We start from the raw sequence: 13588 nt of genomic DNA on the forward strand, positions 1-13588 counted from the left end.
CCGTATCCGAAGAACAAGCTAGACCCCCGGAAAGCGAAACGGAACGGATCCGTATCGGAATGTGTCGGCGGTCACTGCACGCCGCAACCGGGCTGCACCCGGCGCGCCCTCCAGCCCGCAACACGGCGAACCGAAGTTGAGCGCATGGTGACTGGGACGAACGGGCTGTCACGCTGGCTGCCGACCGGCGGCGGGCTGCGCGACGAGGACTGGGCGGGGCGGCACCGGCTGCTCACCCGGCTGCTCGCCGCCACCATGGCGGCGCTGGTCGTCTTCGGCGGCTGGCGCGACGAGCTGGGCAGCGGCGTGGCCACCTGGATGGTCCTGGTGATCATCCCGTGCATCGTGGCCGCGGCCCGCCTCGGCGGCCGCCGCCTGCCCTCGATCTTCGTGTCGTTCGGGTTCGTCTCGGCGTGCACGGCGTTCGTGGCCATGTGCCACGGCAAGACCGAGGCCCACTTCACCTTCTTCATCGTGGTCGGCGCGCTCGCCCTCTATCGGGACTGGGCACCGTTCGGCGTCTTCCTGGTCGCCACGACCGCGCACCACGCCGTGTTCGGGCTCGTCGACCCCGACCTGACCTACGGCCACGAGGCCGGCCACAGCCACCCGCTGTTCTGGGCCCTCCTCCACGGCGTCGCCGTGCTCTTCGCGGCCGCCTTCCAGCTGATCGCGTGGCGCCTGAGCGAGGCCGAGGAGAAGCGCGCGCAGGAGAACCTGGACGAGAGCCGGGCCCAGCTGACCGTCGCGTTCGACGAGACCCCGGTGCCGATGGCCATGCTGTCGCCGGACGGCCGGATCCTGCGTACCAACTCGGCCTACCGCACCTGGCTGCGCCTGCCCGACGAACTGCCCGCCGGCTTCGCCGTGTCCGACCTGCCGCTGGAGCCCCTCGAGGACTCGACCGAGCGCATGCTGGAAACCCTCAAGGGCGAGCAGGGTTCCTCGATCCACGTGCGCAGCTACCGCCGCACGGACGACGGCGAGACCATCTGGGTCGAGGTCCACGGCACCAACCTGTACGACACCAAGGGCGAGCTGCGCCTGATCTTCGTGCACTGCCTCGACGTCACCGAGGCCCGCCGCCACCAGGAGGAGCTGCAGAACCAGGTACGCCACGACGCCCTCACCGGCCTGCTGTCCCGGTCGGCCTTCGAGCACGACCTGGCCCAGCTGCTCGACACCGGCGAGCCGGTCAACGTCCTCTACCTCGACGTCGACCGCTTCAAGTCGATCAACGACGGCTCCGGGCACGCGGTCGGCGACGAGCTGCTGCGCGCGCTGGCCGTCCGCCTGCGCGACTCGGTGCCGGGCGACTCGCTCGTGGCCCGCCTCGGTGGCGACGAGTTCGTGGTCGCCCTGGCCGGTTCGGCCACGACCGGCGCCCACGTCGGCTACGGCATGCTGGCCGCCTTCTCCGAGCCGCTGCTGATCAACGACGGCCACCTGCAGGTCTCGCTCAGCGTCGGCCTGGCCACCAGTCAGGGCAACGCCGGGCAGGCCGACGACACTGTGCTGGCCGCGGACACCGCGATGTACGCGGCCAAGCGCGCCGGCGGCAACCGCCTGCACATCTTCAGCGACGACATGCGGGTCAAGGTGCTCGAGCGCCTCGACGCCGAGGCCCGCCTGCGCGAGGCCCTGGCCGGCGACCCGGTCGAGAGCCTGCCCGTCTGGTTCCAGCCGATCGTGTCGGCCGCGACCGGAGAGATCACCGGGGCCGAGGCGCTGGTGCGCATGCGCGCGCCCTCGGGCGAGATCCTGGGCCCGGGGCAATTCATCCCGGCCGCCGAGGAGACCGGCCTGATCGTGCCGCTCGGCGAGCACGTGCTGCGCCGGGCCGTCCACCGGCTCCTCGAGTGGGGTGACCAGCTCGGCTACGTGTCGGTCAACGTCAGCCCGCGGCAGCTCGCCGAGGTCGACTTCGTGCCGATGCTGGCCAACCTGCTCGCGGCCCACCCCGAGCTGGACCCGTCCCGCCTGGTCGTCGAGATCACCGAGACCGCTCTGCTCGGCTTCTCGGTCGACGTCCGCGAGCGCCTCGAGATGATCAAGGCGTTGGGCGTACGGATCGCGCTCGACGACTTCGGCACCGGGTACAGCTCGCTGACCTGGCTGCAGTCGGTGCCCGCGGACGTGGTCAAGCTCGACCGCTCGTTCGTGGCCGGGCTGTCGGCCGACCCGCGCAAGGCCTCGATCATCCAGGCCGTGCTCTGGCTGGCCCGCTCGCTGGGCATGTCGGTGGTGGCCGAGGGCGTCGAGGACCCGGCCGACTGGGAGGCGCTGCGCGAGCTGGACTGCCCGTCCGCCCAGGGCTACCTGTTCGGCAAGCCGGCGCCGGCTGACGAGTTCGGCGCGAAGCTGCGCCGGGCCGTGAAGCAGGCCGCCTAGCGCTCGAGGATCGCGACCACGCCCTGGCCGCCCGCGGCGCAGATGGAGATCAGGCCCCGGCCTGAGCCCTTCTCGGCGAGGAGCTTGGCCAGGGTGGCGACGATCCGCCCGCCGGTCGCCGCGAACGGGTGGCCGGCGGCCAGGGACGAGCCGTTGACGTTGAGCTTGGCCCGGTCGATGGTGCCGAGCGGTGCCTCCAGGCCGAGCTTCTCCTTACCGAACTCGGGCGACTCCCACGCGGCCAGGGTCGAGAGCACCTGCGACGCGAACGCCTCGTGGATCTCGTAGAAGTCGAAGTCCTGCAACGTCAGGCCGTTGCGGGCCAGCAGGCGGGGCACGGCGTACGCGGGCGCCATCAGCAGCCCCTCGTCGCCGTGCACGTAGTCGACGGCGGCGGTCTCGCTGTCGACCAGGAACGCCTGCGGGGTCAGACCGTTCTCGGACGCCCATTCCTCCGACGAGAGCAGCACGGTGGAGGCGCCGTCGGTCAGCGGCGACGAGTTGCCGGCCGTCATGGTGGCGTCGGTGCGGCCGAAGACCGGCTTGAGCCGGGCCAGCTTCTCCAGGCTGGTGTCGGCGCGCAGGTTCTGGTCGACCGACAGGCCCAGGTACGGCGTGATCAGGTCGTCGAAGAACCCCCGGTCGTACGCCGCGGCCAAGCGCTGATGCGAGGTCAGCGCCAGCTCGTCCTGCGCGTCGCGGCCGACGTTCCAGCGCAGTGCGGTGATCGCGGCGTGCTCCCCCATCGACAGCCCCGTCCGCGGTTCGGCGTTGCGCGGGATGTCGGGCTTGAAGGCGAGCAGCGGGTTGAGCTTGGCCGCGGCGCGCAGACGGGCGGGCAGCGTACGGGCGCGGTTGAGCTCGAGCAGCGCCCTCCGCATGTCGTCGTTGAGCTGCAGCGGGGCGTCGGACGTGGTGTCCACGCCGCCGGCCACGCCGACGTCGATCTGGCCCAGGGCGATCTTGTTGCCGACTCCGATCGCGGTCTCGAGACCGGTGCCACAGGCCTGCTGCACGTCGTACGCGGGAGTGCGCGGGTCGAGGCGGGAACCGAGCACGGTCTCGCGGGTGAGGTTGAAGTCGCGGGAGTGTTTGAGGACGGCGCCCGCGACGACCTCGCCGAGGCGGCGGCCGGCCAGCCCGTAGCGCGCGACCAGCCCGTCGAGCGCGGCGGTCAGCATGTCCTGATTCGACGCGCTCGCATAGCGGCCGTTCGAGCGGGCGAACGGGATCCGGTTTCCACCCAGCACAGCGACGCGGCGCACGGCAGCCTCCCACAGGGGTCGGACATTCATTACCGCTCAGTAGCCTAGCCGAGTAGGCTGCGGCGCATGGGCGACAGGTACGCGAGCTTCGCGAACTCCGGTCCGGGGCGGTCCCTGGTCAAGCGGCTGGGTCTGCCCGACCCGCCCCGGCTGCGGCGCTACCGGCCGGGCGACCCGCTGACCGAGGGCCCGGTGCTGGTCGGCGCGGCCCCGGGCGGGCGCCTCGAAGACCCCGTCCGCAAGCTGCTGAGCAGCGTGGGTGTCGAGGCCGTGGACGAAGCGGCGGAGGGCGCGAAGCACGGCGCGCTGATCTTCGACGCGACCGGCATCACCGATGCCACCGCGCTGAACGAGCTGTATGCGTTCTTCCACCCCTGCGCGCGGTCGCTGGTCAGGTCGGGCCGGGTGATCGTTCTCGGGACGCCGCCCGAGTCGGCCGCGAGCCCGCACGAAGCCACCGCCCAGCGCGCGCTCGAAGGCCTGACCCGCAGCATTGGCAAGGAGTTCGGCCGCGGCACCACCTCTCAACTGGTCTATGTGGAGCGCGGCGGTGAGGGCGCCCTCGAGTCGACACTGCGCTTCCTGCTCAGCGGCCGGTCCGCGTACGTGTCGGGTCAGGTCGTGCGGATCGGCGCCGGGAACCCGCCCGCACCCGCCGACTGGCAGCTGCCCCTGGCCGGCAAGACCGCGCTGGTCACCGGGGCGGCGCGCGGGATCGGGGCCGCCATCGCCCGGGTGCTCGCCCGCGACGGCGCCGACGTGATCGCGCTCGACGTGCCGCAGGCCGGGGACGCCCTGGCCGGCGTGGCCAACGACGTCCGCGGGCGGGCGCTGCAGCTCGACCTGACCGCGGCCGAGGCCGGTGAGCGGCTGGCGTCCTATCTGAGCGGTCCGCTCGACGTGATCGTGCACAATGCCGGCATCACCCGCGACCGCACGATCGCCAAGATGGACCCGGCCGGTTGGGAGTCGGTGCTGGCGGTCAACCTGGTCGCGCCTCAGCGGGTCAACGAGGCGCTGCTGGCGAAGGACTTGATCCGGGCCGGTGGGCGGATCGTCGGGGTGGCCTCGATCGCCGGCATCGCGGGCAACCGGGGCCAGACCAACTATGCGACCAGCAAGGCGGGTGTGATCGGACTGGTGCAGTCGAGCGCGCCCGGCCTGCTCGACCGCGACATCACGATCAACGCGGTGGCGCCGGGGTTCATCGAGACCGCCATGACCGCGAAGATGCCGGTCGGGCTGCGCGAGGCCGGGCGGCGGATGAACAGCATGGCCCAGGGCGGGCTGCCGGTCGACGTGGCCGAGACGATCGCCTGGTTCGCGTCGCCGGGGTCGGGCACGATCACCGGCAACGTCGTGCGGGTGTGCGGCCAGAGTCTGCTGGGGGCCTGACGCCGTGCCGATCATGGAGCTGGGGCCTGGGGACACCTCGGGCAACACGCTGCGTGCGGTCCTCGGGCTGATCCCGCGCAAGCGTCCGGCCCAACTGCCCGCCCTGGGGTTCGAGCAGGCGGGAGTGCGGGTCGACCGCGAGCACCTGGCCGCGTACGGGAAGGTCTGTGGTTTCCGTCTCCGCGACGAGCTGCCGCCGACCTATCCCCACGTGCTGGCGTTCCCGCTGGCCATGCGGTTCATGACCTTGCCGCAGTTCCCGTTCCCGGTGATCGGGCTGGTGCACATCGCCAACTCGATCACCGTCCGCGGGCCGGTCGACGCCGGCGCGGTCCTCGACTTCTCGCTCGGCACGCGGGACCTGCGTCCGCACGCCCGGGGCACGCAGTTCGACCTGCACGTGAGCGCGCGGGTGGACGGCGCGGAGGTATGGGCCAGCACCTCGACCTATCTGTCGCGCTCGGCGCAGGCCGGGGGCCGCCACGACCGTACGGAATGGGAAGCGCCCGCCGCGACGGCCGTGTGGCGCGTTCCGGCCCGGGTCGGAACCGACTACGCCGCGGTCTCGGGCGACCGCAACCCGATCCACACCTCCCGCGTCGGCGCGCGGCTGTTCGGCTTCCCGCGCACGATCGCGCACGGCATGTGGAGCAAGGCCCGCTGTCTGGCGGCGCTGGAAGGGCGGCTGCCCGCGGCGTACACGGTGGACGTCCAGTTCAAGCAGCCGATCGTGCTTCCGGCGACGGTGAATTTCGCGTACGGCAATGGGCAGTTCGAGATCTTCGGGAAACGACCGCATCTTGCGGGGCAAGTTACGCCTGCGTAACGTTACCGCCCAGTTAACTTGGCGCGGAGGGTTACCGGCATGGAGTTCTGGCTCGACCTCAACGAGGAGCAGACCGAGCTCCGCGACTGGGTGCACGGCTTCGCCGAGAGCGTGATCCGGCCCGCCGCGGCCGAGTGGGACGAGCGCGAGGAGACGCCCTGGCCGGTCCTCCAGGAGGCGGCCAAGATCGGCCTCTACGGGTTCGAGTTCCTGATCAACACGTGGTCCGACAGCACCGGGCTTTCGCTGCCGGTGGCCAACGAGGAACTGTTCTGGGGCGACGGCGGCATCGGCATGGCGCTCTCGGGCACGGCCCTGGCGGTGGCCGCGATCTATGGCTCGGGCACACCCGACCAGCTCGTCGAGTGGGTGCCGCAGTGCTTCGGCGACGAGGCCGACCCGAAGGTGGGCGCGTTCTGCTCGACCGAGCCCGAGGCCGGCTCCGACGTGGCCGCGATGCGCACCCGGGCGGTCTACGACGAGGCCAAGGACGAGTGGGTCCTCAACGGACAGAAGGCGTACGCGACCAACGGCGGCATCGCGAACGTGCATGTGGTGACCGCGTCGGTCGACCCGGCGCTGGGCTCGCGCGGGCAGGCCGCCTTCGTGGTGCCGCCCGGCACGCCCGGGCTCGTGGGCACGAAGAAGCTCAAGAAGCTCGGGTTGCGCGCCTCCCACACCGCCGACGTCTTCCTGGACGACGTGCGGGTGCCCGGGAGCTGCCTGCTCGGCGGCAAGGAGGCCCTCGAGGAGCGGCTGGCCCGGGCGCGGGCCGGGCAGCGCTCGTCGAAGCAGGCGTCCATGCGGACGTTCGAGCTGTCCCGGCCCGCGGTCGGGGCGCAGGCGCTCGGCATCGCGCGGGCGGCTTACGAATACGCGCTCGAATACGCGCAGAACCGGGTGCAGTTCGGCCGCCCGATCGTGGAGAACCAGGCGATCGCGTTCGCCCTGGCCGACATGCGCATGGAGATCGACGCGGCCCGGCTGCTGGTGTGGCGGGCGGCCTGGATGGGACGCAACGACCGCCCGTTCACCGCCGGTGAGGGCTCGATGTCGAAGCTCAAGGCGGGCGAGGTGGCGGTGGCCGTCACCGAGAAGGCGGTGCAGATCCTGGGCGGCGCCGGCTACCTGCGCGAGCACCCGGTCGAGCGGATGTTCCGCGACGCCAAGATCTACACCATTTTCGAGGGGACGTCGGAGATCCAGCGCCTGGTGATCTCGCGCGCGATCACCGGCAAGCAGATCCGCTAGCTCCGCTTCGCCGCAGTCCCGCCTCCGCCGTGTAACTGACGCTAGCTGACCAGGAGGCCCAGGGGGCTGCCGGAAAGCTGGAGACGGCTCAGGGCGTACGGCATCGTCATCGTCGGAGGCTCGGGGCGCTCCCCCGCCTCGGCCAGCACGCGGGTCGCGTGGCGGGTGGCCATCGGCAGCGTGGGATAGCGGCTGGCCGCGACCCGGTCGACCGGCACCCGCTCCCGGCCGCAGGAGGCCAGCGACCGCCACTGCCCGAGCGACGCGACCCGGTCGCCGTCGTAACCGGGCGGGCCGGGCAGCACGGTGACCCGGTCGAAGGGAGCGCAGCCGGCCAGCCACCACTCGGCCGCCTCGACCGCGGCGCTGGACGCCGACTCGCACCAGTACGGGATCAGCCCACCGGCCCGGGCCTGCCACGGGTCGAGCAGCCGGCCGCACTCGACGACGCACCGGTTGCCGTCGCGGGGACGCCACTGACGCAGCAGGTCGGCGACGCAGGCGCTCAGCATGTCGGGCCGCGAGTAGAGCACCCGGTGCGACGTACGGCCCAGCCGGTTCAGCTCGACGCCCAGGGCCGGTTCGCCGGAGCGCTCGGCGTAGCGCGGCGGGGTCGCCGGGTCGGGCGCCACCCAGGTCAGCGCGCCCAGCTCGTCCAGCATGTGCCGGAACTCCCAGTTGTCGGCCCGGTAGGCCTCCGGCTTCACGCCCGACACCGGGCTGCCGACCTGGAACGCGTACCGGCGGGTCACCGACACCACCGGCCAGGCCCGAAGGTCGCGCAGCAGCAGGGTGCCGCCGCCGGGCGCGATGCGGGTGCGCAGGAATTTCTCGTACGCGGCGGGAAGCTTGTGCCAGCGCAGGTGCAGCTTCACGGTGGCGCCACAGAGCGGGCCGTCGGCCATCGGGTCGTGCACCTGCCGCACGGTGACGTCCGGGTTCCGGTCGTTGATCGAGGCGGCCAGGCCGGCGCCGAAGGCCAGCGCGCCGGGCCAGTTCCCGGCCGACCCGCCGGGCCAGGTGATGGTGACCGGGATGCTGGTCGGCAGCCAGGCCGCGCCCAGCGCCACGGCCAGGTGGGCGGCGGCGCCGTGCGGCGAGCCGAGCAGCACCGACGGGTAGAGGGAGGCCGGATAGTGCCCGACGATCCACTCGGCGATGGCTTCCACGTCGAGACCGGCCGCCGCCTCGTGCGGCACGGCCTCCGCGTACGCCTCCTGAGCGAGCTCGAAGTTGCGGCGCTCGGACGGCATCTGGCCGTGCCGGCCCAGCAGCGGAACCCGCCCGGCCCAGTCGCCCGGCGCCCCCGAGACGCCGTCGAGCAACGTGCGGCTCAGACTCTCGGCGCAGAAGGCCTGTTCCGCGGGCAGATCACCCTGCGTCGCGGACACGGTCTCGTACGTCGTCACCAGTTCAGCTCCCTCAAGTAGGACGCGGCGGCCTACCCATTCGCGACGGGGCCAAACATGCGACTTGATCAACGTGGCGGCGGAGTCTCCCGGCCCGCCTCGGCGTGGAAGCGCACCACCTTGTGGGTGCCGTCGCAGAACGGCTTGGTGGCCGACTTGCCGCACCGGCAGAGAGCGATGGTTCCGCGTCCAGGATCGATCGGCTCGCCGTCCGGCGTCCGCATCTCGAAGTCGCCACGCACGATGAGGGGGCCGTCCGGGTAGGGCACGATGGTGGAGGTCATGGCCGCCCGATTGCCCGCTGAGCCGTCGTTTACGCCCGCTTACGCAGGGAAGTTTGCGGTCATGCAACTACCTGAGGCCCGTGGACGGGTGTCGGCCGCGCTGATCGACGTGCTCGGCGGCCGGGCCGGCAAACTTCCGGCGTTCGCGCGTTTCGACAGCGACGACGATCTGCATCTGACCCTGTTCGTCTGCTACGAGCTCGCCTACCGAGGCTGGGACGGCGTGGACGACCGGTGGGAGTGGGACCCCGGCATGCTCCGCCTCCGGGCCGCCGCCGAGAAACGGTTCCTGGAGTTCCTGCACGCGCTGGCCGGGCCGCCGGAGACCGGTGTCGACCCGGCGACGGTCCCGCAGCGGCTCACCGAGATCGTCGCGGCCGACGACGGCCCGGCCATGTCCGGTTATCTGCGGGGACGGGCCACCCACGAGCAGTTCCGGGAATTCGTCATGCACCGCTCGGTGTACCACCTGCGCGAGGCCGATCCGCACACGTGGGCGATCCCCCGGCTGGCCGGGCGGGCCAAGGCGGCCCTGGTCGAGATCCAGACCGACGAGTACGGCGGCGGGCACGAGCCGCGGATGCACCAGGAACTGTTCAAGCAGACCATGCGGTGGTTCGGGCTCGACACCACCTACGGGGCCTACGTGGACTCGGTGGGTGCGCCGACGCTCGCCGTGAACAACCTGATGTCGCTGTTCGGCCTGCACCGTGCGCGCCGGGGTGCGGTCCTCGGGCACCTGGCCGCGTACGAGATGACGTCGTCCCTGCCCAACCGCGCGTACGCCAACGGGTTGCGCCGCCTCGGCGGTGACGCGGAGGCCACCGCCTTCTACGACGAGCACGTCGAGGCGGACGCGGTGCACGAACAGATCGCGGCGCACGACCTCTGCGGCTCGTTCGCCCGCGCCGAGCCCGGACTGGCCGGCGACGTGCTGTTCGGCGCGCGCTGCGCTCTGGCCGTCGACAGCTGGTGGGCGACGTCCGTGCTGGACACCTGGAAAGGCCGCCCCCACAGCCCGGCCGCGTGACCATAGATTGGGCCGATGCGATACCGGACCTTCGGCACAAGCGGGCTGCGCGTCTCCGAGGCGATCCTCGGGGCGATGACCTTCGGCGAGCAAGGCGGGGTGGGGGCACCGATCGAGGAGTGCCGGCGGGTCCTCGACGTGTACGCCGAGGCTGGTGGCAACGCGATCGACACAGCGATCAACTATCGGGGCGGGGCCAGCGAGGAGATCCTGGGCGAACTCCTCGACGGGCGGCGGGAGTCGTTCGTGCTGGGCAGCAAATACACGGTGACCCGTTCGCCGTCCGACCCCAACGCGGCCGGCAACGCGCGCAAGAACCTGCGGGCGTCCCTGGAGACCAGCCTGCGGCGGCTGCGCACCGACTACCTCGACATCTACTGGGTGCACATGTGGGACAGCGCCACCCCGATCGAGGAGACGATGCGGGCGCTCGACGACGCCGTACGGGCCGGGAAGGTTCTCTACGTCGGCATCTCGGACGCGCCGGCGTGGGTGGTGGCGCGGGCCAACACCCTGGCCGAGTGGCGAGGTTGGAGCCCGTTCGTGGGGCTGCAGGTCCCTTACAACCTGTTGCAGCGCGACATCGAGCGGGAACTGCTGCCGATGGCGGTCTCGCTGGGCCTGGCCGTCACGGCGTGGAGTCCGCTCGCGGGCGGGGTGCTGTCGGGCAAGTACAGCGCGCCGGTCTCGGGGAGCCGGCTCGACCCGACGTCGGTCGACGAGCGGTCACATCGGGTCGCCCGGGAAGTGCAGACGGTGGCGGCCGATCGTGGGGTGACGCCGGCTCAGGTGGCGCTCGCGTGGACGCGGGCCCGGTCGTCGGCGGTGCTGCCGATCCTCGGGGCCCGCTCGGCGGTGCAGCTCAAGGACAACCTGGGGGCGCTCGAGGTCACGCTGACGCCTTCCGAGTGTGCGCGGCTCGAGGCGGTCACGGAGTTCTCGCTGGGCTTCCCGCACGACTTCATCAACGAGACCGCACCCTGGGTCTTCGGCGCGGCGCAGGTCGAGCGCGGTGCGGGGCGATGAACGCGGTGCGGGTCGATGACGCCTGAGGTCCGGCTCCGGCCGGTGATGCCGGACGACATCGAGGTCTTCTTCCGGCACGAGCAGGAGACCGAGGCGCAGCGCCGGGCCAACTTCGCGGCCCGCCCGCACGCGGAGTTCGTTCTGCACTGGACGCAGCGGATCGTGGGCGACCCGGAGGTGGGCGTGCGAACGGTCGAGGTGGACGGCACGGTGGCCGGCAACGTCGTGTCGTGGTGGCAGGACGGGGAGCGCGAGGTCGGCTACTGGCTGGGCTCGGCCTTCTGGGGGCGGGGCATCGGGACGCGCGCCCTGCGCCTCTATCTCGAGGTCGAGACGGTACGGCCGCTGCGGGCCACGGTCGACTCGGGCAACCTGGCTTCGATCGCGTTGCTCCGGCGTTGCGGGTTCGAGGAGGGTGAGAGGGTCCAGCTCGAGAACGGGTCATACGTGGTGCTGCGGGTGCGATAGGGCAAATGACGCGGCACCATAATGAGCCGACTTCACCACAGCAATCGGGCGCCCCTCGGAGATGGGGGGCGCCCGACGTTTCGTACGGGGGAAGCGGCCGTCAACCCGTACGCGGGAAGCGGCCGTCATTCCGTACGGGGGAAATGGCCGTCAGGCTTCGATGTCGGCCGGGGTCTCGCGGGTCTTCTCGGGCAGGTCGAGGCTGGTGCGCAGGGTGGCGCGCGGCAGGAAGACCGCGGCGACCAGGCCCAGCACGGCGATGGCGGCGCTGATCAGGAAGATGTGGCCGGTCGCGTCGCCGTAGGCGGCCCGGACGATGTGCTGGACCGCCTCGGGCAGGGCCGCGATGTTGAGGCTGCCGCCACCGTCGCCGCCGGACGCGGGGACGCCGGCCGCGGCCAGGTCGTGGGTGATCTGGTCGGTGACCCGGCGGGCCAGCACCGCGCCGAGCACCGAGACCCCGATCGCGCCGCCCATCGAGCGGAAGAAGGCCACCGTGGACGAGGCGGCGCCGATGTTGCGCAGCGGCACGGTGTTCTGCACGGCGAGCACCAGGTTCTGCATGCTGGCGCCGACGCCCAGGCCGACCAGCAGCATGCCCGCGCTCACGAAGACCAGCGAGGTCTCGTGGTCGATCGTGCCCAGCAGGGCGAAACCGGCGAACAGCACGATCAGACCACCGATGATGTACGGCTTGATCTGGCCGGTCCGGGTGATGATACGCCCGACGATGATCGACGAGAGCAGCACGCCCACCATGAGCGGAATGGTCAGCAGGCCGGCCTCGGTCGGGCTGTAACCGCGGCCGATCTGGAAGTACTGGCCGAGGAAGACGGCGCCGCCGAACATGGCCATGCCGACCGCCAGGCTGGCGACGATCGACAGGGCGGTCGTGCGTTCGCGCACGATGTCGAGCGGCACCACCGGCTCGGCCGCCCGCTTCTCGACCACGACGGCCAGCGCGAGCAGGACGAGGGCGCCGCCGACCATCGTGTACGTCGGCCAGGACAGCCAGGCGAACGAGCCGTCCACGAACGAGACCCAGATGAGCAGCACGCTCACCCCGGCCGCGATCAGCGAGGCGCCCAGATAGTCGATCTTCACGTTCTCCCGGCGCTCGGTGTGCACGTGCAGGGTGAGCTGCAGCAGGATGAGCGCGACGACCGCGAACGGCACGCCGACGAAGAAGCACCAGCGCCAGCCCAGCCACGACGTGTCGACGATCAGGCCGCCCAGCAGCGGACCGCCGACCGTGGCCAGGGCCATCACGCCGCCCAGGTAGCCGTTGTAACGGCCGCGCTCGCGGGGCGGGATCATCGCGGCGATCACGACCTGCACCAGGGCCTGCAGACCGCCGACGCCGATGCCCTGGAACGCGCGGGCCGCGATCAGCTGCCCGGCGCTCTGGCTGAACCCGGCGATCACCGACCCGAGCACGAAGATGACGATGGCGATCTGCACGAGCAGCTTCTTGCTGAACAGGTCGGCCAGCTTGCCCCAGATCGGGGTGGTCGCGGTGGCGCTGAGCAGGGTGGCCGTGACGACCCAGGTGTACTGGGTCTGGCTGCCCTCGAGAGCACCGATGATCTTCGGGAGCGCGGTCGAGACGACCGTGCTGCTGAGCAGCGCGACGAACAGCACCAGCAGCAGCCCGCTCAGGGCCTCGAGGATCTGCCGGTGGCTCATGTCCTCGGCGGCCGGGACCGCCGGCGACGTGGTGGGTGCGCTCATCGCGCGGCCTCCTGTGATGGTGTCTTTTCCAGTACGCCGGTGAGCGCCACGAGGAAGGTGCCGAGGCTCTCGCTGAGCCGGGTGACCTCCGGCCGTTCCCATCCGGCGAGGGCGACCGAGAGCAGGCCGTCGAACCAGACGCGCGCCGCGTCGAGCAACCCGTGCCCGGCCGGGGTGAGCGCCAGGGACGACGCCCGGCGGTCGGTGCTGTCGGTACGGCGTTCGACCAGTCCCTGGGTGACCGCGGCGGTGACCGCCCGGCTGACCGTGGACGGGTCGAGCCCGGACCGCTCGGCCAGATCCTTGGCGTGGCAGCAGCGGTCGGGGCCGGCGCCGATCTCGTCGATCAGCTTGAGGATGCTGATCATGCCGATCGGCACGTCCGGCCGTTCCCGCAGCCACTGCTGCTTGGCCTTGCGGACGAGCTGGGACAGCTCGAGGAGCTGTGTCGCCAGGACGTCTTCCATGGTCTGCCTGCCTCGTGATGCGCGTTGCGTGGGGCAAGCATCCAT

12 protein-coding genes are annotated in these 13588 nt (G+C 71.6%); 7 read left to right on the forward strand and 5 right to left on the reverse strand.

Annotation, left to right across the window (positions count from 1 at the left end):
- The first annotated feature begins 144 nt into the window (after positions 1-144).
- A complete protein-coding gene (locus tag JIG36_RS13820; protein WP_203376554.1) occupies positions 145-2391 on the forward strand; it encodes a putative bifunctional diguanylate cyclase/phosphodiesterase in 2247 nt (748 codons plus the stop codon).
- On the opposite strand, the gene JIG36_RS13825 is transcribed toward JIG36_RS13820, so the two are convergent.
- Positions 2388-3686, reverse strand: a complete 1299-nt coding sequence (locus tag JIG36_RS13825; RefSeq protein ID WP_203376556.1) for an acetyl-CoA C-acetyltransferase — start codon at positions 3684-3686, stop codon at positions 2388-2390. The two genes, JIG36_RS13820 and JIG36_RS13825, sit on opposite strands and share 4 nt — an antisense overlap.
- Before the next feature lie 36 nt (positions 3687-3722).
- Here JIG36_RS13825 and JIG36_RS13830 point away from each other — a divergent pair, with 36 nt between their 5' ends.
- The 3 genes from JIG36_RS13830 to JIG36_RS13840 are packed head-to-tail and all read left to right on the forward strand — an operon-like array spanning position 3723 to position 7128.
- Positions 3723-5051 carry a 3-oxoacyl-ACP reductase gene (locus JIG36_RS13830; protein ID WP_203376558.1) on the forward strand — a complete coding sequence of 443 codons (1329 nt, stop codon included), beginning with the start codon at positions 3723-3725 and terminating at the stop codon, positions 5049-5051.
- Positions 5052-5064: 13 nt separating this feature from the next.
- Positions 5065-5877 (forward strand): MaoC/PaaZ C-terminal domain-containing protein, encoded by an 813-nt coding sequence (locus JIG36_RS13835; RefSeq protein ID WP_203376561.1) that lies wholly within the window; start codon positions 5065-5067, stop codon positions 5875-5877.
- A gap of 39 nt (positions 5878-5916) precedes the next feature.
- Complete coding sequence (locus JIG36_RS13840) at positions 5917-7128, forward strand: acyl-CoA dehydrogenase family protein (protein ID WP_203376563.1); 1212 nt, start codon at positions 5917-5919, stop codon at positions 7126-7128.
- Positions 7129-7169: 41 nt separating this feature from the next.
- On the opposite strand, the gene JIG36_RS13845 is transcribed toward JIG36_RS13840, so the two are convergent.
- Together JIG36_RS13845 and JIG36_RS13850 are read right to left on the reverse strand one after the other, a co-directional pair.
- Positions 7170-8537, reverse strand: a complete 1368-nt coding sequence (locus tag JIG36_RS13845) for an SRPBCC family protein (RefSeq protein WP_203376565.1) — start codon at positions 8535-8537, stop codon at positions 7170-7172.
- A gap of 68 nt (positions 8538-8605) precedes the next feature.
- Positions 8606-8821, reverse strand: a complete 216-nt coding sequence (locus JIG36_RS13850; RefSeq protein WP_203376567.1) for a CDGSH iron-sulfur domain-containing protein — start codon at positions 8819-8821, stop codon at positions 8606-8608.
- A gap of 61 nt (positions 8822-8882) precedes the next feature.
- Between JIG36_RS13850 and JIG36_RS13855 the strand changes: the two genes are divergently transcribed.
- The 3 genes from JIG36_RS13855 to JIG36_RS13865 are packed head-to-tail and all read left to right on the forward strand — an operon-like array spanning position 8883 to position 11345.
- Positions 8883-9851: an iron-containing redox enzyme family protein gene (locus tag JIG36_RS13855; RefSeq protein WP_203376569.1), complete on the forward strand. Its 969-nt coding sequence runs from the start codon at positions 8883-8885 to the stop codon at positions 9849-9851.
- 15 nt (positions 9852-9866) lie between these two features.
- Positions 9867-10877 (forward strand): aldo/keto reductase, encoded by a 1011-nt coding sequence (locus JIG36_RS13860; RefSeq protein WP_203376571.1) that lies wholly within the window; start codon positions 9867-9869, stop codon positions 10875-10877.
- A gap of 15 nt (positions 10878-10892) precedes the next feature.
- Positions 10893-11345: a GNAT family N-acetyltransferase gene (locus tag JIG36_RS13865; RefSeq protein WP_203376573.1), complete on the forward strand. Its 453-nt coding sequence runs from the start codon at positions 10893-10895 to the stop codon at positions 11343-11345.
- Positions 11346-11495: 150 nt separating this feature from the next.
- On the opposite strand, the gene JIG36_RS13870 is transcribed toward JIG36_RS13865, so the two are convergent.
- Both JIG36_RS13870 and JIG36_RS13875 read right to left on the reverse strand, forming a co-directional pair.
- A complete protein-coding gene (locus tag JIG36_RS13870; protein WP_203376575.1) occupies positions 11496-13076 on the reverse strand; it encodes an MDR family MFS transporter in 1581 nt (526 codons plus the stop codon).
- A complete protein-coding gene (locus JIG36_RS13875; protein ID WP_203376577.1) occupies positions 13073-13543 on the reverse strand; it encodes a MarR family winged helix-turn-helix transcriptional regulator in 471 nt (156 codons plus the stop codon). The genes JIG36_RS13870 and JIG36_RS13875 overlap by 4 nt, the downstream gene beginning before the upstream one ends.
- Between the last annotated feature and the right edge of the window lie 45 nt (positions 13544-13588).

The organism is Paractinoplanes ovalisporus, assembly GCF_016834655.1.
Lineage (GTDB): Bacteria > Actinomycetota > Actinomycetes > Mycobacteriales > Micromonosporaceae > Actinoplanes > Actinoplanes ovalisporus.